Origin of the sequence: Amycolatopsis benzoatilytica AK 16/65 (genome assembly GCF_000383915.1) — a bacterium.
In the GTDB taxonomy this organism is placed as follows: Bacteria; Actinomycetota; Actinomycetes; order Mycobacteriales; family Pseudonocardiaceae; genus Amycolatopsis; species Amycolatopsis benzoatilytica.
On sequence record NZ_KB912942.1, the window covers coordinates 1,999,265 to 2,017,410 of the forward strand.

The 18,146-nt window shown below is 69.9% G+C and carries 16 protein-coding genes; 4 read left to right on the top strand and 12 right to left on the bottom strand.

Going from position 1 to position 18,146, the window contains the following annotated elements; translation table 11 throughout:
* Nucleotides 1-21 precede the first annotated feature (21 nt).
* From AMYBE_RS0109465 to AMYBE_RS0109505, 9 genes are all read right to left on the bottom strand, one after another.
* The gene (locus AMYBE_RS0109465) at nucleotides 22-1,392 is read right to left on the bottom strand and encodes a uracil-xanthine permease family protein (protein WP_020659127.1); all 1,371 of its coding nucleotides are present in this window, start codon (nucleotides 1,390-1,392) and stop codon (nucleotides 22-24) included.
* Between the two features lie 543 nt (nucleotides 1,393-1,935).
* Entirely contained in the window at nucleotides 1,936-2,589 is a 654-nt protein-coding gene (locus AMYBE_RS0109470; protein WP_245573168.1) for an NIPSNAP family protein, read from the bottom strand.
* 274 nt (nucleotides 2,590-2,863) lie between these two features.
* Entirely contained in the window at nucleotides 2,864-3,799 is a 936-nt protein-coding gene (locus tag AMYBE_RS0109475; protein WP_027927515.1) for a beta/alpha barrel domain-containing protein, read from the bottom strand.
* Nucleotides 3,792-5,390, bottom strand: a complete 1,599-nt coding sequence (locus AMYBE_RS0109480; RefSeq protein WP_020659130.1) for an AMP-binding protein — start codon at nucleotides 5,388-5,390, stop codon at nucleotides 3,792-3,794. Before AMYBE_RS0109480 ends, AMYBE_RS0109475 begins: the two co-directional genes overlap by 8 nt.
* Complete coding sequence (locus AMYBE_RS0109485) at nucleotides 5,387-6,409, bottom strand: LLM class flavin-dependent oxidoreductase (protein WP_020659131.1); 1,023 nt, start codon at nucleotides 6,407-6,409, stop codon at nucleotides 5,387-5,389. Before AMYBE_RS0109485 ends, AMYBE_RS0109480 begins: the two co-directional genes overlap by 4 nt.
* 10 nt (nucleotides 6,410-6,419) lie before the next feature.
* Nucleotides 6,420-6,893: a PaaI family thioesterase gene (locus AMYBE_RS0109490; RefSeq protein WP_020659132.1), complete on the bottom strand. Its 474-nt coding sequence runs from the start codon at nucleotides 6,891-6,893 to the stop codon at nucleotides 6,420-6,422.
* A complete protein-coding gene (locus AMYBE_RS0109495) occupies nucleotides 6,886-7,875 on the bottom strand; it encodes an Ldh family oxidoreductase (protein ID WP_020659133.1) in 990 nt (329 codons plus the stop codon). Before AMYBE_RS0109495 ends, AMYBE_RS0109490 begins: the two co-directional genes overlap by 8 nt.
* Nucleotides 7,872-9,173, bottom strand: coding sequence for an MFS transporter (locus AMYBE_RS0109500; RefSeq protein ID WP_020659134.1), 1,302 nt, complete (start codon nucleotides 9,171-9,173; stop codon nucleotides 7,872-7,874). The genes AMYBE_RS0109495 and AMYBE_RS0109500 overlap by 4 nt, the downstream gene beginning before the upstream one ends.
* A 37-nt stretch (nucleotides 9,174-9,210) precedes the next feature.
* Nucleotides 9,211-9,687, bottom strand: a complete 477-nt coding sequence (locus AMYBE_RS0109505; protein WP_027927516.1) for a flavin reductase family protein — start codon at nucleotides 9,685-9,687, stop codon at nucleotides 9,211-9,213.
* Nucleotides 9,688-9,765: 78 nt separating this feature from the next.
* On the opposite strand from AMYBE_RS0109505, the gene AMYBE_RS41305 reads away from it, so the two are divergent.
* Together AMYBE_RS41305 and AMYBE_RS0109515 are read left to right on the top strand one after the other, a co-directional pair.
* Complete coding sequence (locus AMYBE_RS41305; RefSeq protein ID WP_020659136.1) at nucleotides 9,766-10,287, top strand: MarR family winged helix-turn-helix transcriptional regulator; 522 nt, start codon at nucleotides 9,766-9,768, stop codon at nucleotides 10,285-10,287.
* 38 nt (nucleotides 10,288-10,325) lie between these two features.
* Nucleotides 10,326-11,552 (top strand): bifunctional 3,4-dihydroxy-2-butanone-4-phosphate synthase/GTP cyclohydrolase II, encoded by a 1,227-nt coding sequence (locus AMYBE_RS0109515; protein ID WP_027927517.1) that lies wholly within the window; start codon nucleotides 10,326-10,328, stop codon nucleotides 11,550-11,552.
* A gap of 76 nt (nucleotides 11,553-11,628) precedes the next feature.
* Here the strand turns inward: AMYBE_RS0109515 and AMYBE_RS41310 are convergent, their stop codons facing one another.
* From AMYBE_RS41310 to AMYBE_RS0109535, 3 genes are all read right to left on the bottom strand, one after another.
* A complete protein-coding gene (locus AMYBE_RS41310) occupies nucleotides 11,629-12,456 on the bottom strand; it encodes a hypothetical protein (RefSeq protein ID WP_020659138.1) in 828 nt (275 codons plus the stop codon).
* A 156-nt stretch (nucleotides 12,457-12,612) separates the two neighbouring features.
* Nucleotides 12,613-14,292, bottom strand: coding sequence for a M28 family peptidase (locus AMYBE_RS41315; protein ID WP_084469912.1), 1,680 nt, complete (start codon nucleotides 14,290-14,292; stop codon nucleotides 12,613-12,615).
* 490 nt (nucleotides 14,293-14,782) lie between these two features.
* Nucleotides 14,783-15,718: an acyl-ACP desaturase gene (locus AMYBE_RS0109535; protein WP_020659141.1), complete on the bottom strand. Its 936-nt coding sequence runs from the start codon at nucleotides 15,716-15,718 to the stop codon at nucleotides 14,783-14,785.
* A 305-nt stretch (nucleotides 15,719-16,023) separates the two neighbouring features.
* Here AMYBE_RS0109535 and AMYBE_RS0109540 point away from each other — a divergent pair, with 305 nt between their 5' ends.
* Together AMYBE_RS0109540 and AMYBE_RS46620 are read left to right on the top strand one after the other, a co-directional pair.
* A complete protein-coding gene (locus tag AMYBE_RS0109540; RefSeq protein ID WP_020659142.1) occupies nucleotides 16,024-17,529 on the top strand; it encodes an FAD-dependent monooxygenase in 1,506 nt (501 codons plus the stop codon).
* Nucleotides 17,526-18,146: a TetR/AcrR family transcriptional regulator gene (locus tag AMYBE_RS46620; protein ID WP_020659143.1), complete on the top strand. Its 621-nt coding sequence runs from the start codon at nucleotides 17,526-17,528 to the stop codon at nucleotides 18,144-18,146. Before AMYBE_RS0109540 ends, AMYBE_RS46620 begins: the two co-directional genes overlap by 4 nt.

The following is an 18,146-nucleotide window of genomic DNA, read 5'->3' on the forward strand; positions in this document are numbered from 1 at the left end:
TCGATGTCGGCGGCCGCGCGGTCAGCCGGTCGCGCCGGTTTTCGCCGGCGGCGCAGGCTGTTCGGGAACCTGCGGGAGGCGTTGCGCGGTGCGCGAACCGGGCAGACGGGTGTGGTGGAAAACGATGTTGAGCAGCACCGCGGTGATCGCGGTCATCGCCACTCCGCCGCCGAGGATGTTCTGCCACGCCGCGGGGAAGTGCGAGTAGGCGCCCGGGACCACGATCGGGAGCAGGCCCACGCCGAGCGCGACCGCGGCGATCACGATATTGGTGTGGTCGCCGGAAAAATCGACTCGCCGCAGCATGGTGATCCCCATGACCGAGACGACCGCGTAGACGACGAGCGCGGCGCCGCCGACCACCGGAGACGGAATGCCGTTGATCAGCCGGGCGACCGGGCTGAACAGTCCGATCAGGATCAGCAGCACGCCCGCGGCGGCCGTGACGAAACGGCTGCGTACTCCGGAAACCTGCACCAGCCCGACGTTCTCTCCGCTGGTGACCAGAAGCGAGGTGCCGAAGCAGCCGCCGATCAACGAGACGAGGGCGTCGGCGGCGATCAGCTTGGGCACATCTGCCTTGAGCCGGATCTGCTTGCCGACGATCTCCCCGTTGATGACCGTCTGGCCGGTGGCTTCCGCCATCGTGGCCAGCGCAACGGTGACCAGCGGCAGCGCCGCGACGATGTTGAACACCGGGTTGCCGAACGGGAACACCGACGGAGCCTGGAAGACCGGGCCGGTTCCGATGGCGCCGAACTGTCCGGTCAGCGCGGCCAGCGCGCCGCCGGCCACCAACCCGAACATCACCGAGAGCTGTCGCCAGGAACCTCGCAACAGCCGCCAGAACACCACCATGAACGCGATGGTGACCAGTGCCAGGCCGAAGTTCTTCGGCGAGGCGAACCCGGGCGTCCCGGGCGCCCCGGTGATCAGCTTCGCCGCGACGGCGATCACGTTGACGCCGATCACCACGATCAACGTGCCCAGCACCACGGTGGGGAAGAACCGCAGCAGCTGCACGAAAACCGGCAGGAACAACACCATCGTCACCCCGGCGATCAGCACCGCTCCGGAGGCCACCCGCAGGTCGTACTGCTTGCCGATGGCGATGAACACCACGAGCGGGGCGCCGCCCTGCAGCATCACGAACGGCAGCCGCACCCCGACCTTCCACACTCCCAGCGATTGGACCAGCGCGCCGATCCCGGACAGGACGAACGCGGCGGCGAGCAGGTCGACCGTCGTGCGCTGGTCGAGACCGAAACTCTTGCTGATCAGGAACACGGCCGAGATCGGGGTCGCGGCCATCACCAGCACATGCTGCAACCCCAGCGGCAGCATCCGGCGGACCGGTGGCACGGTGTCGACGGTGTCGGGTGTTGTTGTCACGGCAACTCCTCCAGGGGGACCGGGGGTCAGGCCAGGATCCGGATCGAACCGTCTGCCGACTGGTGCGGAGGGGACAGGCCCGCTGTGGTTGTGCGTGCGAGGCAAACGCTGCCAAATCGATTTGGCATATGGTAGTTCGTGGCGCGAGCCAGGTCAAGGGCTGCGGACGCGAGCGCGGTTCGATGGGATTGCCCGGCCGCTTCCAGGTGGTCGGCGTGGGCGTAGAACGGGCGTGCGCCCCGCCGGGCAGCTCTGGCCGGGTTTTCGCGCGAGTTCGCCGAGTCGGGGACTTCCGTCGTCGCGCAACGGTGCCGGGCGCGGTCCCTCAGGGTCGGCGAGCGCGACGAAGCTCATCGTCGGCTGGTGGCGGAGCCGACGCAAAAGGCGAGTGGCGGTGGGGATTGGCAGCCGACTGCGGTCGTGGGCGGGGGCAGTTCGAGCGCTAGTGCTCCGGCGTCTGCCGGCACCGACTGCCGCGAAAGCTGGTCGGCGACGGCGGTGAGGCGAGCGCGCTGGTGCGGCTGCCTCCGGGCCGCTCGCCGCTCAGTGCAGCGGCGAGAAGGCAGTCGGAATGGCGATGCTGGAAGTCGCCCGGGCGATGTTCTCCGGCCCGTTTTCCGGTGGCCAGATCCCTCGCTCGTAGGACTCGCGGCGGATGGCGAGGCGTGCGTCGAGGCTCGGGAACGGCCAGATGTGGGTGATCCGCGGTGCTCCGTCGAGTCCGTACATCGCGGTGGTGAGCGGAAAAAGCTTGGTGCGTTCGGGCAGTGCGGCTTCCCATCCCGCCATGGTGGGCAGCAGGCCGCCGACTTTCAGTTCGTAGGTGCGGAATTCGTAGACGTCCCCGAAGCGTCCGGGCTGGACGGGCGGGACGAAGGGGAACGGCGCGTAGCTGCTGACGGTGAACGAGTCCAGATGCTCGCCGACCCCGAACGGGTCCGAACTGGTGAGGATCCGCTGCCGCTCGTCGGCGAGTGCGCCCGCGTCCTCGAACTCCCGGAGCAGCAGCACGCGACCGACGATCTCTCCGTGTTCGGTCTCCCAGCAGCCGAGCAGCCTGCCGCGCGCCGCTGGGTTCGCGGCGTAGTCCTCAAGGGCGGGCAGTGCTTTCGGCACCGTGTAGAGCTTCATCGCGAGATGGGCGAGTTCGTACAGCACTGCGGAACCTCCGTAAGCGTGCGCATTATAAGTAAGCATGCTGATGCTAGTAGGATTGACAACGTCCGGTCCACGGCCACGTTGGCAGCGAAACGAACCCCGGCCCCGACCACCCCAATGTGGCATTGGGTGCGTCAGATGCACCCAATGCCACATTGGGTGCGGCAGATGCACCCAATGTGGCATTGGGGCGCTCGGGGCGTGGGCAACCGGGGCGGTAGGGTCGCACGCGCCCCTCGGAGTCGATTCGCACGCCGCCTAACGTGACCGGCTGAATGATCGGTTCCGGGCGATATCGGCCGCGGAGCTCGGTTCACCATCGGAAGGCGAGCGGTTGCCCGGCAGCGGGTCCATCCGGCACCGGCCCGGTGTGCCGGACGAAGCCCTTGCCGGGCACGTCGAGTTCGCCCGCCAGCCAGTTCGCTGCGCCGATCAGGCGCGGCAGATCGATCCCGGTATCCACATCGGACAGTTCGAGAAGCTGTACGGCGTCCTCGGTGCACACGCCGCCGCCCGCTGCGCCGGGCATGGCCGGGTGCCCGCCGCTGCCGGCGAGCGCGGTGTCGATGTTTCGCACGCCCAGGTCGAGCAGGGGGAGCAGGGCGGCCAGGCCCATGCCGCGGGCGTCGTGGATCTGCACGGTGAGGTTCTCCGCCGGAATGTGCGTGAGCGCGGCGGTGACGAGTGCGCGGATCTGCGGCGGCGCCGCGTAGCCGGACGAGTCGGCCAGAATCCAGCGGTCCACCCCGAGGTCGAGAAGCCGCCGGGCCAGCGGTTCCAGTTCGTCGGCGCCGCGGGCGGGTCCGGCCGGTCCGCCCCAGGCGAAGATCACGTACGTGCCGAGCTGGATCCGGTGGCCGGCGGCGTAACCGGCCATCCGTTCGAGCTCGGCCAGCGAGTCCATTGTGGAGCGACCGATGTTGGCGCGGGCGAAGTCCTCGTCTGCCGACAGCAGGAACGACGCGCTGTCCGCGCCCGCGTCGATCGCGCGTGCCAGGCCGCGGAGGTTGCCGACACAGCAGCCGAGGTGCAGATCCGGTGCGCGCGGGACCGCCGCGAACACCTCCTCGGCGTCGGCGAGTCCTTTGATCAGGTCGGGCCGCACGAACGAGGACAGCTCGAACGCGCGCACCCCCGCGTCGACCAGCCGTCGTACGAGCTCGATCTTGACCTCGGTCGGCACGACGTGGTCCTGGAAAGTCAGGCGTGGCGCGATTTCGCGAAGACGCACCGAGGTGGGCTCAGACATGACGAGTCGGGGCGAATCCGGCGGCCTGTGCGTCCCAAGCCTCCCCCCGGCCTTGGCCGCGCAGGTCGGTCTTGCGCACCTTGCCGGTCGGCGTTACCGGCAGCTGGTCGAGGACGCGGTAGTACCGGGGGACCATGAAGTGCGGAAGAGAACGGTCGCAGTGCGCGAACAGTCCGGCGAAGTCCAGCTGCCGCCCGGATTCCACCTGCAGCACAGCGAGGACCTCGTCCTCGCCCAGCTCAGAGGGAGTGGCGACGGCCGCCGCCGCGACCACTCCGGAGTAAGCGAGCAGGACCGATTCGACCTCGTGCGAGGAGATGTTCTCGCCGCGCCGGCGCAGGGCGTCCTTCTTGCGGTCGATGAAGTAGAAGTACCCGTCCTCGTCGGTGCGGCCGAGGTCCCCGGTGTGCCACCAGAGGTCTTTCATGGTGGCGAGGGTGGCTTCGGGCTCGCCGCGGTAGCCGGAGAACATGATGTCCGCCTCGCGTGGCCGGTACACGATCTCCCCGGCTTGGCCGGGCGCCGCGCGGTTCCCCGACTCGTCGTGGACTTCGAGGATCGACGACTCGGTGGGCAGCCCGATCGAGCCGATCTTGCGGGCGGCCAACGGGTTGTAGAGGACGTTCTTGATTTCGGTGAGCCCGTAGCCCTCCACGACGTGGATTCCGAACCGTTCCTCGAACGGTTCCAGCACCTGGGCAGGCGCGGGCGCGGCGAAAACGCGCTTCACCCGGTGGTCGCGGTCGCGCTCGGACGGCGGCTGGGCCAGCAGGACCGGCAGGATGGAGCCCAGCGCGTTGAACTGGGTGACCTCGCCGGCGCGGATCTCGTCCCAGAACCGGCGGGCGGAGAACCGGCGGCCGAGCACCACGGTGGCCCCCGCGAACAAGCCGTGCAGGGTGATGTTGACCTGGGCGGCGCCGTGGAACAGCGGCAGGCAGGTGTACAGCCGCTCGTCGGCGGCGGTGCCCATCTGCTGCGCGCATTCCTTGGCGGCGACGACCTGCATGCGGTTCGGGTACACGACTCCCTTGCTGCGGCCGGTGGTGCCGGAGGTGAGCATGACCGCCACCGGATCGGCGGGGCCGACCCGCGGAAGCTCGCGGGCCGGGTCGCCGGAGGCGAGCAGTTCCGGCCAGCCCAGCACCCGCAGCCCCGGCGGAATGCGGCCGGGCGCGGCGTCGTCGAGCACTACGAGCGTGGTCAGCGCCTGCGGCGGCTCGGGGAGGTCGGCGACGAGGTCGAGCAACGCGGGCTCGGTGACGAGGACCCGCACGCCGGTACTGCGCAGCGCGTGGTCGAGGAACTGTCCCTTGTAGGCGGTGTTGACCGGGACCTCGACGAGCCCGGCGCGGGCGGCGCCGAACCAGGCGAGGAGGTATTCGCAGCGGTTGGGCAGGAGAATGCCGACGGAGTCGCCCGGCTCGGCACCGGTGGCGAGCAGACCGCGCGCGACCTGGGACACCGCCTGGTCCAGCTCGCCGTAGGTCAGCTCGGCGCCGTCGACCACGAGCGCGGGTTTGTCCGGGTGCTGCCGTGCTCGGGCGGCGATCAGCCCGCTGACGGTCTCCGCGGCGAGATCTCCGGTCATGCCAGCTCCTTCTTGACCCTGGCGAGGAATCCTTCGAGAGCCGGGTCCCACGCCGCCTCGGCGCCGGTCGTCACCAGGAACGCGTCGACACCGAGATCACGATAGGTGCCGAGGGCGTTCAGGAGGCGCTCCTCGGTGCCGACCAGCGCCTGCGAGTTGGCGAACCCGCCCAGCAGCTTCGTCAGCCCGGTCCAGAAGCAGTCGTCGTGCAGTTCTTCGTCGGTCAGCGCGAGCGCACGCTGCCGCCCGACCGAGGTGTCGGACGACGACGAACGCAGGAATTTCCCGGCGGCTTCGGCGATCTGCCGCTCCGCCGCGCGCGCTCGGGCCCAGGCGTCGTCGTCGGTGTCGCCGAGGAAGAGGCGCAGGCTCAAGGAGAACCGCATTTTCCGGCGGTAGCCCTCGGCGGCGGCCCGGACGCGGTCGATGCGTTCCTTCGTGCCCGCGAACGGCTCGCCCCAGAGCATGTACAGGTCGGCGTGGCGGGCGCCGAAGTCGACCGCGTCGTCGCTTTCGCCGCCCATGAAGATCGGCACCTGGCCCTGCACCGGCTTGGTCAGGATCTTCACCGCGTCGGCGGTGTAGTACTCGCCGCGGTGGTCGAACTGCTCGGTCGAAGTCCAGGTGCGCCGGACCACGTCGAGGTACTCGACTGCGCGCCGGTAGCGCCCGGCCTTGGGCAGATCGTCGGATTCGCGGCGGAGGTCCTTGTCCGAGCCGCCGACGACCACGTTGACCGCCAGCCGCCCGCGGGCCAGCACGTCGAGCGTCGCGAAGTAGCGGGCGGCGGCGGCCGGCGGCATGACCCCGGGGCGGTGCGCGACGATCGGCGAGAACTTTTCGGTGAGCGCGAGGGCGAACGGCGCGGTCGCGTGGTTGTGCGGCCAGGTCGAGGAGTACCCGACCAGGACGCGGTCGATCACCTCCGAGCGGTCCAGTTCCGTTACCCGAGCGATCATTTCGTCCGGGCCGGTCTCGCCCGCTTCGAGGGGCTGCAGCCCGGTGAAGAATTCGACCATCAGGTCCTCCTTAGTGGTGTGCCAGCCAGGCATGGTGCTTGGCGAAGTGGTCGGGCCGCCGGGTGCGGAGTTCGGCGCTGGCGGAAGCCAGCGCCACGGTGTCGCCGGCGAGAGTCATCCGCGCGGAGACCTCCCAGCGCCTGCCCGCGTGGCTGTCGATCCGCGCCGTCACCTCCAGCGGCCGTTCGACGGGAATCGGGACGTGGTAGGAGATGTGCAGCGATTTCGTGACCAGACGGGCCTCGCCGCGCAGAGCGACGACGTTCAGCACGTCGTCGAACACCGCCGCGGTCCAGCCGCCGTGCGCGACCTCGGGTCCGCCGTGCCAGTGCCGCGGGCAGACGACGTCGAATGTCGTCGCGCCCTCGCCGGCGTGCGCGGTCTCGATGCCGAGACGGCAGCGGTCGTCCGGGGCGCAGCCGCCGCACAGCAGTCGTCCCGACGGCGACGGGCCGATCCGGAAGTCGTCCTCGCGCTCACTCATCCGCGGCCTTTCGCAGCGCCGTGACGACCGTGTCCGGCACGTCGATCGCGCCGCGCCGCAACGCCTCCTCGCGGCAGGCAGCGGACCGGTCGAACGGCACGCGGACGGCGGGACCCCTTTCCGCGGGCCGGGTCGCCCGGATCGACGCGGCGTACTCGCTGACGCGACGGCGGTAGTCGTCGGCGTCGGTGAGGGCGGCCGGATCGACCAGCAGTACGAAGAACCCGCAGTCGGAGATCCCCGGCGGGGCCGCGGCCGCGCCGCTCATCATGCCGAGCAACTGCACCACCATGGCCAGCCCGGAACCCTTGTGCGCGCCCCAGACGCCGAACGCTCCGCCCAGCGCCGCCGCCGGGTCGAGGGTGGGCGCCCCGGAAGCGTCGAATGCCTGGCCCTCTTCGAGTTTCTCGCCGAGCCGCGCCTTCAACACCACCTCGCCGTACATCACCGCGGAGGTGCCGATGTCCCAGATGACCGGCGTGGGCGCGGCGGGGAATCCGAACGCGATCGGGTTGGTGCCGAACCGTCCCTCGGTGCCGCCGTGCGGGGCGACGACCGCGGGTCCGCTGCCCGCGATCATCCCGGCGAGCCCGGCCGCGGCGGCCTTCTCCAGGTAGTAGGAGAACATGCCGGTGTACCAGGTGTTGCGGGCGCCGACGACCGCCATGCCCTGCCCGCGGGCCTTCTCCATCGCCAGGTCCAGCGCCCGCATGCCGACCAGGTAGCCCACCTGGTCCCCGCCGTCGAGCGTCGCTGACACTGGAGTCTCCGCGAGTACCCGGATCGGCCGCGGCGGCGCTGCCGCGGCGCGGATGCGCTCCACAATGGACAGCGCGCGGGCGAGGCCGCCGAACGTCAGCCCGCGCAGTTCGCAGTCGAGCAGATGATCGGCGATCACGGCGGCCTCGTCCGGCGAGTGGCCGGCGCGGGTCATCGCGGCCAGCACGAGGCCGTGGGCGTCGGTCAGGGGCAAGGTGGTCATGAGCTGGACTCCGCGGTCAGGGGAAGGGCGGACGGGGAAGGTGCGGCGGTTCGCGCCGCGCGGCGGGCGAGCGCGAACGCGGCGAGCGCGCTGACGGCTGCCGCGGCCGCCAACAAGTACGCGGGGGAGCGGGGGTCGCCGGTCAACTCGACCAATGCCTGGCAGATGAACACTGCCGAACCGCCGAGGACGCCGACGGTCACGTTGTAGGAGATGCCGACGAGCCGGCCGCGCCTGCGCACCGGAATGAGCTGGACGTAGGTGATCGGCGCGACGCCCGAGTAGAACGCCGGGCCGGCCGACAGCACCACGGTGCAGACGATGATCAGCCACAGGGGCGGGGCGCTGGCCAAGACGGCGAACATCGGGTAGCTCACCACGAGCACAGCGAGCGAGGACGCCAGCAGGACCTTCGGGCGGCCTCGCCAGTCTGAAGCGCGGCCGCCGGCGAGTACCAGAAAGATCCCGGCCAGCAGCGCGAGCGCGATCACCGCGGTCGCGGCGACGGCGGACAGGCGCAGCTGGATGAGGTAGCTCTGCACATAGGTGTAAACCAGGTAGATGCCGACGATGTGCAGCACGGACACGCCGACGAGCAGCAGCACCGGGGACCATTGCCGGTCCGTTCCCTGGCCGGAAGCGGCCGGCCGGTTGCGAGCGTCGAGGAACTCCGGAGTCTCGCCGAACCGGCTGCGCAGGTAGAGGCCGATCCCGCCGATGGGGAATGCCAGCAGGAATGGCACCCGCCAGCCCCACGCGAGCAGCTGCGCCGGAGTCAGCGCGGCGTTCAGCGACAGCACGACGATCGCGCCCAGCAGGAATCCGGCGAGGCTCCCGACCTGCACCCGGCTCGACAGCGCGCCGCGCCGGTGCGGCGGGGCGAACTCGGCGACGTAGATGATCGCCGTGGTGAACTCGCCGCCGCCGGCCAGACCCTGGGCGAACCGCAGCAGCACCAGGAGGATCGGGGCGGCGATGCCGATCGTCCCGGTCGAGGGCAGCAGGCCGATCAGCGTGCTGCCGCCGGCCATCAGCAGCAGCGACGCCACGAGTGCGGGGCGCCGGCCGAGCCGGTCCGCGAGCGGGCCGAAGACCAGCGCGCCCGCGGGACGCGCCAGGAACGCCGAGCCGAACACCGCGAACGACGACAGCAGGCCGACTCCGGCGCTAGCGGCCGGGAAGAAGACCTTCGCCAGGACGGCGGAGAGGAACCCGTAGACGGCGTAGTCGTAGGTCTCCACCGTGTTGCCGACCGCCGCCGCGAGCGTGGTGCGTCTTGCTTCTGCCGAAGTGGTCATGACCTGCCTCTCCGTTGAGGGTGACCGAACGGGCGGCTCAGGCCGCGAGGTGGTGGTACTGGCTGCGGAAGAACAGCAGCGGATCCGCCGTCGCGTCGGCGGCCAGATCGTCGACGCGGCCGAGGACGAGGTGGTGGTCGCCGGCGTCGTGCACGGCCTCGATCGTGCAGGCGATCCAAGCCACCGCGCCGTCGAGCACCGGATCGCCGTGCGGCCCGGGCCGCCAGCTCACGCCGGCGAACTTGTCCCCGCCGGAGACCGAGAGCGCGCGGCAGACGTCCTCCTGCCCGGCGGCGAGGACGTTGGCGCAGAAAGTGCCGCGCCGGGCGAGCGCCGGGAACGTCGAGGACGTCTTGCCGGGCAGGAACGCCACCAGCGGCGGATCGAGCGAAACCGACGTGAACGACGAGACGGCCATGCCTGCCGGCCGGTCGTCCGCGTCCCGCCCGGTGATCGCCACGACGCCGCTGGGGAAGTGCCCCAGAGCGGAGCGGAATCGAGCTGATGTAAGCATGCTGACACCATATAAGCGTGCGGATACGAATGCAAGCATGCTGATGCCTGCGCGCGCCCGGCGTTCTACGCTGCGGGGGTGACCGATCCCTTGCCTTACCTAGATCCGTTCGACGACGGCCGTTCCCCCGCCCGCGCGGCGACCGGCATGGACGAGGCGTCCTCCTTGATCGACGCCGTGTTCCGGTTCGAGCGCGCGGTCTCGCGGATCGGGAATGCGCGGCTGCGACCGTGGAACATGACGTTGTCCAGCTACACCGCGCTGCGAATCCTTGCCAACCGGCCGCATCTCACGCTGGCTCAGCTGTCGCGCCGGTGCTACGCGCGTCCGCAGACGATGACGCGCATCGTGGCGCAGATGGAGAAGCGCGGGTTCGTCGCCCGGAGCGCGCACCCGGAAAGCGAGCGGGCGCTCTCGCTGGAGGTCACCGCGGCCGGGCTCGCCGCACTCGAAGAGATGGGTGCGGAGGTGCTCAGGATCAGCGACACGCTGGGGGCGGTTCTCGGTCGGGAGGAGATCGTCGCCGCCGACCAGCAGCTGCGTCGGGCGGCTCTGGTCGTCGAGGGCGAGCTTCGGGAGATGGAACGCGGCGGAGAGTAAGCATGCGTAGATAGCATAAGCATGCTTATACTTGCGCCATGGACCGAATGACCATGGCGCTGGAGGCGCTGCGCGAGGGCAGGCCGGTGCTGGTCACCGACGCCGCCGACCGCGAGAACGAGGGCGACGTGGTGCTGGCCGCGCACGCCGCGACGGAGCACTGGGTCGGGTGGACTGTCCGGCACACCTCCGGGCTGCTGTGCGCGCCGATGACCCCGCGCCGCGCGGCGGAGCTCGGGCTGCCACCGATGACAGCGCACAACGAGGATCCGCGCGGCACCGCCTACACCGTGACCGTGGACGCGAAAACCGGGGTGAGCACCGGGATCGGCGCGGGGGACCGGGCCCGCACCCTGCGGCTGCTCGCCGATCCGGCGGCCGCGCCCGCGGATTTCGTCCGCCCCGGGCACATTCTGCCGTTGCGCGCACGAGCGGGCGGCGTCCTCGAGCGGCCGGGACACACCGAAGCGGCGGTCGATCTGTGCCGGTTCGCCGGAGTGCCGACGGTCGCGGCGATCGCGGAACTGGTGGCCGACGACGGGTCGATGCTCCGCGGCGCTGGCGTCGACGAACTGGCGCGCCGGTTCGACCTGCCCGCGCTGAGCATCGCGGAGCTGATCTGCCATCGTCGCCGGAATCCTCTCCCCGCCGGCGAGCAGCCGCGCGTGCGGCGGACCGCCGAAACCGAACTTCCGACCCGGTACGGCAGCTTCCGCGCACTGGGCTACCTGGACCTGCGTACCGGTGCCGACCACCTCGCGCTCGTCAGCGGCGAGCAGTGCGACGCGGCGACCGTACGAGTGCACTCGGAATGCCTCACCGGCGAGTCCCTCGGCTCGACGCGCTGCGACTGCGGACCGCAACTCGACGCCGCCCTGGCCCGAATCGGACGCGACGGCGGCGTGCTCGTGTACTTGCGCGGGCACGAGGGCCGGGCCATCGGACTGGCGAAAAAGCTGGCCGCATACGAACTCCAGGACCGCGGACTGGACACAGTGGACGCCAATCTCCGACTGGGCGAACCAGCTGACGGACGCGAATACGGTGCGGCTGCGGCAATCCTGCGCGATCTCGGCATCACCCAAGCGCAGGTCCTGACCAACAACCCGGAGAAGCTCCGGGATTTGGCGGCGGGCGGGGTTTCCGTCCTGCGCAGACTTCCGCTCGCTGTCGGGGCCACGCCGGCGAACGTTCGCTACTTGGACGCCAAGCGGCACCGCATGGGACACCTCTTCGAGGTCCCGAAAGACCGGCTGCCTCGCTGAGCCGCCTGGACAGTGCTTCAGTCCGGGAGGGACTCCTTGCGAGAATTAGATTCCCTCAAGGAGTCCCTGACGGACTTCAGCATCGGGTACCGGTCGCAGGCACCGCGCGTGGCTGGGGTTCGGCGGCGTCTTCGTCGCCCGTGCGGTACAGCCGGAGCAGAGCTTTGGCCCGGGCGAATTCGGCGAGCGTGAACGGCAGGAGCGGACGTCGCACTTCGATGAGCTCACCGGCACGGCCGTGCAGCACCATGGTCGTGTCGGCCACCCGCTCGTCCCGCCTGCGGCCGCCTGGTTTCCGGTGGACCGTGCAGGATTGACCGAGCAGGGTGCCGATCAATTGCCGGACGTCGGCTGCGGGGTCGGCGGCCTGCGCGGCGATGGCGAGCATCCGGGTCGGGAGGTCGACGAGTTCGTGCACGTCCGCTCGCACGACCCAGACATCTTCGCCCCCGCCGGAGCGAGCCGCTTCGGCGATGTCCGCGCCGGTCGTGCCGTCCGGAGCGCGGAGGAGGAATTCGTCCACAGCACCGTCGGGCACCGCGAGGACTTGCATGGAGGCGATGTCGTAGCGATGCGCGGCCAGGGTGGCGGTGAGCGCGGCCAGGCTCCCGGGCACGTCGCGCACGGTCGTGCGGAGGCGCCATCCGATCGCTGCCGTTTGCTCGGCTGGAGCGGGCCGACGATGCGGACGGTGGCTCCATCGGTGCCGCAACGCGGCCGAGACGACGAAAAGCCCGCCCAGCGCGAACAACAGCGCAGGACCGACGCGGTTGTTCGAGAGCGTGCTGACGAACAGGTCGGCGACTCCGGTGGCGAAGAACAACGCCGCCAGTTCGACCAGTTCCCGGTTGACCGAACGCTTCCGGCTCTCGGCGGTCGTACGCCGCTTCTCGGACGCTGTCATGCCGGTCAGCGTCGCGTCGGGTGTTTACCGTTGGCGGCACGGCCTGTCACGATTCAGTTAACCGTCGGCGACTAGATCGTCCTGTGAGGTGCGTCGGGGCGCCGCCAGCCCCGGAAGGCGTTCCGGGACTGGCGGCGGACGGACCGGACAGCGTGATTACTCCTGCGGGCCGCCCCTGGGGGCGCGGGCCGGCATTGGCCGTTGCGGGCCGGGTTTGCCGGCCGAGTGCAGCACGGTGTCGTCGAAGGCCATGTCGACGACCATCTTCGCGAATCCCCGGGAGATGAACGTCAGCACCGCCGGGTCGTTGTTGGAAAGGTTGTCGCACCAGCGGAACGGGTTGTCGACGCAGCCGCCGTCGAAGCTCGGCACGTTGCCTTCGAAATTGCCGAGCGAGCCGCCGAACAGGTCGACGTCCTGCTGGTTCTTGCAGCAGTCCTGTCCGGTCAGCACGCCGCTCGCGGGGATGCCGGCCATGTTGAAGCTGAAGGCGTCCGTGCCGACCGGCGAGAAGAGCTCGTGGTTCTTCCCGATCGAGTCGAAGTACTGGATGGCTTGGTCCCGCGCCACCGTCGAAGGCTGGTAGACCTGGGAGGGGAAGGTGGTCGAGACGGTTCGGCTGAACAGGTCGACCCCTGCCGGGTCGAGCACGCCGACCAGGTAGTTCGGCGTCGCGGTGACGTCGGCGTCGAGGTCGTAGCCGATCTTGCCCAGTTCGGTCGGGCTCAGGTTGTTGACGTAGTAAGCAGAACCCAGCAGGCCGAGTTCCTCGCCGCCGAACCAGACGAACCGCAGTTTGTTGCGCGGCTCGACTTTGCGCATCATCTGCGCGATGTCGAGGACGGTGACCGAGCCGGAGGCGTTGTCCAGCATCCCGGCGCCGTAGATCGCGTCGAGGTGCGCGTCGACGACCACGACATGGTTGGGGTCGCCGCCCTTGGAATCGGCGATGACGTTGTAGTCCTCGGCGTTCGGGTTGACGACGGCGCTGATGGCGAGGTTCACCACGGGCAGCGCGGTGCCGCCGGCCACCGCGGCGTTGTACTGGTCGAGCAGGCCGCTGCCGGTGTCGAACGCGGTGAACGACACCGGGATCGTCGGGACGATCCGGTTGCCGGCCGCGTCGACCAGGCTGCCGTTGACCAACGCGGTCCGGCCGGGGTTGCCTTCATTGAAGATCACCACGCCGGACGCACCGGCCGCCTGCGCGTTCAGCACCTTGACCCCGAAGCTGCATCCGCCGCGCTGAATGAGCGCGACGCGGCCGGACACGAAGCCGCTGAAGTCGGCCGCTGTGCACCCGCTGGTCGAACTCGGCGTCGGCGTCGGCGGGATGACGATGCCGTGCGCGGGCTGCACCGCGGCCGTCGTGGAGCCAGTGCTCTGCCCTGGATTCCAGTCGCTGGCCAAGGCAAAATCGCGCGCCGTCGGCGAGATCTCGCGAAACGTCGGCTTCGCCGTGTAGGCGAAATAGAAGAAATGGTAGGTCTGGAGCGTGGCGTCGTATCCCGCTGCGCGCATTTGGTTGGCGACGTATTCCGCCGACGCTTTGTAGCCCGGCTCGCCGGAGTTGCGCGATGGATGGCCGTCCGGACCCGGATTGGCGTCCGCGATCGCCTGCAGCGCCTTCATGTGCCGCCAGAGATCGTCGGTCCGGATGCACGGCAACAGTTTTTGCTCGGTGTTGTTGACCCGATTGGCGCAGCCGGCCGAACTTGGCTGCCCGCCGTCGCCCGGGGTGGCCGGGTCGGCAGTCGCGGCGGCCGCGGTGACGAAACCGGCGGCGACCACCAAGGCCGCGACAAGATAAGAAAATCTCCAACGATATCGTGACATTGGCAAGCTCCCATTTGTGATGGCATGCGTTGGCCAACGGGTAAATGTGCCACGAATCGGACGGGAGGAACAGATGCATTGTGGCGAGACAATGCTCGGTCGTGCCCGGGACTGAGTTCCGGACTGTGAGCGTGTCTCAGTTGGCTGGGCGCCGAGATCGCTCACGGATGTCCGTGAAGGACCCCTTGGGGGACTCAGATTCCCTCGAGGGGCCCTTCACGGACGAGGTCTGCGCCCTGTCAGCTGCACCAAGCGGCGAATCGTCGTTCATCGCCGAGATGGTGCGCCTGCGGCGGCACGTGTTCCCGTTCTTCCGGGAACACGTGCCGTGTGCGACCCGCTGCGGTCGAGAGAGATGCTGCGTGGCCGACGGCGTGATGTTCGCCGATCCGTTCGTGAAGCCAGCAGTCGCTTGGCCGAAGCCGGTTTGAGAGGAGGCCGGGCGGCGGCACGGGCACCCGGCCGCGGAAAGCGATCGGCCCGCCGGTCCTCAGTGCTGGCTGTTCGCGGTGCGACGTGCGGCGGCGGCGTCGCGACGCTCCTCGAAGCGGGATGCCTGGGTGTTGAGGGTGGTGACGAAGGCGGCGAGTTCCTCCCGTGCGGCTTCGCCGGCCGGGCCGAGGCCGGTCAGGTCGAACACCTTCCAGTAGCGCAGCAACGGCAGGATCACGTCGTCGTGGTGGATGCGCAGGTCGTAGATGCCGGCTTTGGCGATCAGCGCCGCTTTGCGGGCGAAGCTCGGAATCACCGCGCCCGGCATCGCGAAGTTCAGGACCTCGTCGGTGATCGCGCGCATCATCGCGTCGGGGGAGATCTCCAGGGCGGCCTTGACCAGGTTGCGGTAGAAGACCATGTGCAGGTTCTCGTCCGTGGACACCCGGGCGAGCAGCCGCTCGGCCAGCGGGTCCTGGGTGTAGCGGCCGGTGTTGCGGTGCGAGAGCCGGGTCGCCAGTTCCTGGAACGAGACATAGGCGCAGACCTGCAGCAGCGGCTTGTCCCCGGTCGAGTAGCCGGCCTGCATGGTCGCCATCCGCATGCGCTCCAGTTCGACCGGGTCGACGGCGCGGGTGACCAGCAGGTAGTCGCGGATGCAGATGCCGTGCCTGCCCTCTTCGGCCGTCCACCGGTGCACCCAGGTGCCCCAGGCGCCGTCGCGGCCGAACGCGCGCTCGATTTCGCGGTGGTAGCTGGGCAGGTTGTCCTCGGTGAGCAGGTTGACCTCCAGCGCCGTCCGCGCGATCGGGCTGACCCGGGACTGCTCGGGGTCCCACGGTTCCCCGCCCAGTTCCGCGAAGTCGCGTCCCTGGCTCCAGGGGACGTACTCGTGCGGCATCCACTCCTGGGCGGCGGCGAGGTGCCGGTTGAGGTTCTCTTCGACCGTCCCCTCCAGCTCGTACAACAGGCGCGTGCTTTCGGAAACCGGCATGGGGACGACCTTTCGTTCCTACGCGACCGTAACTTACGGTGCCGTAGGTTACGGCAACGGACGTGGGGGCCGGGCAGTTCCCGGCAGGTGCGGCTCTGTGATGCCACTCACGGGTTCCGGCGCCGCCGGGCAGACGACCTCGCGCGGCTGTGCTCGCCTCGGTCCCGGCGTAACCGGTCCGCGGCACGGCTCTGGTCGCGTCGCCGCGGCCGCGACGCCGGAGACGGCCGGTTGCGCGGAAGCCAGTGCGAGCTATTTTATTAACAGTACTGTACTGTTAATAAAAGATGGGAGGTGGCAGTGTGATGACGGTGCTGGTGGTCGGGGCTGGGCCGACTGGTCTGTCCCTGGCTTGCGGGTTGCTTGTCCAGGGCGTGCCGGTCCGCGTGGTGGACAGCGCGGCAGGCCCGGCGGCGACGTCGCGTGCGTTGGGGTTGCAGCCGCGCGGTCAAGAGGTGCTGCGGCGGCTCGGCGCATTCGACGGCTTGCCGCAGCGGGCTGTCGACATCCGGGCGACCGGGATCCATGTGGCGGGCCGGAAGGTGGTCGACGTAGGCGCGGCGCTGGGGTCGGACGGGCCGCGGATGCTGTGGATCCCGCAGACGGAGGTAGAGGCGCGGTTGCGCGCGCGGCTGGCCGAGCTCGGTGGTTCGGTCGAATGGGGCGTCGCGGTGCGGTCGCTCGTTCAGGACGCGGACGGGGTGGACGTCGAGCTCGCTGGCGGCGAACGACTGCATGCGGCTTGGGCGATCGGCTGCGACGGCGCACACAGCCAGGTCCGCAAGAGCGCAGGCATCGGGTTCCCCGGCGCTTCGGTGCTGGAACGGTTTCTGCTCGCGGATGTGCATCTTGAGCGGGCCGGCGCTGCTGGGACGTTCCTCGGCACCGGCGGACAGTTCGTGGCAATGCCCTTGCCGCACCCGGACGGCGATCTGTGGCGGCTGATGGCGCCCGCTCCGGACGGAATGGGCTCCGAACCGGACGAGGCGGAGATCCTGCGGTTGCTGTCCCGGCTCGCCGTCGAGCGGGCCGGATTCACGCAGCTGCGCGTCAAGGGCGCGGAGTGGACCTCGGTCTTCCGATTCCACCGCAGGCTCGCCGACTCCTATCGCAGCGGGCGGATGCTGCTCGCGGGGGATGCCGCGCACATTCATTCCCCGCTCGGCGGGCAAGGTCTCAACACCGGCATCGGGGACGCGGAAAACCTGGCGTTCAAGCTGGCGCTGGTCATTTCGGGGCGTGCCGGGGAGTCTTTGCTGGACACTTACACCGCCGAGCGGAGGCCGGTCGCGAAGTCGGTGCTGGCGGCGACCAGCTTCGGCACGAAGCTCGGCTTTGCCGAGAAGCGCGCCGTCCAGTTGCTGTTCGCGGCCACGGCTCCTGTGCTGCGCATGCCGATCGTGCAGCGGCGGCTGCTGCGCGCTTCGTCCCAGCTGGGCATCAGCTATCGGCACGGGCCGCTGGCTGCTGCCCCGGCGCGGCGGGTGCGTGCGCTGGGCGGGCCGAGAGCGGGCGATCGAATGCCGAACATCTGGACCCGCGACGCCGCCGGCAGGCGGGGCCGGCTGCACGACCGGCTGGAGGCGGGGTGGGCGTTGCTCGCCAGCGGCACGGCCGGCGACTGCGCGCGGGTGGCGTCGGAACGGCTCGGCGAGGCAAACGTCCGGGTGCTCGCACCCGAAACCGGGAGTTTGCCGGAGGTGTGCCTGGTGCGGCCGGACGCTCACCTGGCCTGGCGCGGCACCGGTATCGACGAGTTGACACGGTGGCTGGACGCGGCTCTGGCACCGGGGCGGGTGACGAGGCCATGACTCCTCCCACTGGCAGCGGGTCGCGCGGGCGGCCGCGCGATCCGAGCACCGACCGGGCGATTCTGCGAGCTGCGCTGGATCTTTTCCTCGAACAAGGTCCAGAGGGCGCGAGCGTCGAGCAGATCGCCAAGCGCGCCGGCGTCGCCCGGCTCACCGTCTACCGGCGTTGGGCGACGAAGGACGAACTGTTGCTGGCCGCCATCGATCACGCCCGCGAAATCGACGAGTTCGCGCTGTTCGAAGATTTCACCGCGGCCTCGGGCCGCGGATTGCCGCTCGACGCGATCGTCGAGCACTTGGTCCGGCTGGCCGCTGATCCGCGTTCGAAACAGCTGGTGCTGCGCCTGATCGGCACCTCATCGAGCCATCCCGATCTGCTGCGCGCGTTCTGGGACACCTATCTCTGGCCGCGCCGGCAGCGCGCGAACGCGCGGGTCCTCGAACTCGTCGAGCAGGGCTCGCTCCCCGCGGACACCGATCCCGACGCGTTGACCGATGCCGTCCTCGGCGCGCTTCTCTACCGCATCTTGCTCTACCCGGACGCGCCCACGGCCGAGGAACTGCGCGACCGGGTCCGTGCGGTCTTTCGGCAGGTCGGCCTCGGGCCGGCGGGCTGA

What these genes read in the sequence shown, in the direction of transcription:
- AMYBE_RS0109470 (WP_245573168.1), bottom strand. Translation starts at nt 2,589, where the DNA reads ATGCTTACTTATAATGCGCACGCTTACGGAGGTTCCGCAGTGCTGTAC.
- AMYBE_RS0109475 (WP_027927515.1), bottom strand. Translation starts at nt 3,799, where the DNA reads ATGTCTGAGCCCACCTCGGTGCGTCTTCGCGAAATCGCGCCACGCCTG.
- AMYBE_RS0109480 (WP_020659130.1), bottom strand. Translation starts at nt 5,390, where the DNA reads ATGACCGGAGATCTCGCCGCGGAGACCGTCAGCGGGCTGATCGCCGCC.
- AMYBE_RS0109485 (WP_020659131.1), bottom strand. Translation starts at nt 6,409, where the DNA reads ATGGTCGAATTCTTCACCGGGCTGCAGCCCCTCGAAGCGGGCGAGACC.
- AMYBE_RS0109490 (WP_020659132.1), bottom strand. Translation starts at nt 6,893, where the DNA reads ATGAGTGAGCGCGAGGACGACTTCCGGATCGGCCCGTCGCCGTCGGGA.
- AMYBE_RS0109495 (WP_020659133.1), bottom strand. Translation starts at nt 7,875, where the DNA reads ATGACCACCTTGCCCCTGACCGACGCCCACGGCCTCGTGCTGGCCGCG.
- AMYBE_RS0109500 (WP_020659134.1), bottom strand. Translation starts at nt 9,173, where the DNA reads ATGACCACTTCGGCAGAAGCAAGACGCACCACGCTCGCGGCGGCGGTC.
- AMYBE_RS0109505 (WP_027927516.1), bottom strand. Translation starts at nt 9,687, where the DNA reads ATGCTTACATCAGCTCGATTCCGCTCCGCTCTGGGGCACTTCCCCAGC.
- AMYBE_RS0109515 (WP_027927517.1), top strand. Translation starts at nt 10,326, where the DNA reads ATGGACCGAATGACCATGGCGCTGGAGGCGCTGCGCGAGGGCAGGCCG.
- AMYBE_RS41310 (WP_020659138.1), bottom strand. Translation starts at nt 12,456, where the DNA reads ATGACAGCGTCCGAGAAGCGGCGTACGACCGCCGAGAGCCGGAAGCGT.
- AMYBE_RS41315 (WP_084469912.1), bottom strand. Translation starts at nt 14,292, where the DNA reads ATGTCACGATATCGTTGGAGATTTTCTTATCTTGTCGCGGCCTTGGTG.
- AMYBE_RS0109535 (WP_020659141.1), bottom strand. Translation starts at nt 15,718, where the DNA reads ATGCCGGTTTCCGAAAGCACGCGCCTGTTGTACGAGCTGGAGGGGACG.
- AMYBE_RS0109540 (WP_020659142.1), top strand. Translation starts at nt 16,024, where the DNA reads ATGACGGTGCTGGTGGTCGGGGCTGGGCCGACTGGTCTGTCCCTGGCT.
- AMYBE_RS46620 (WP_020659143.1), top strand. Translation starts at nt 17,526, where the DNA reads ATGACTCCTCCCACTGGCAGCGGGTCGCGCGGGCGGCCGCGCGATCCG.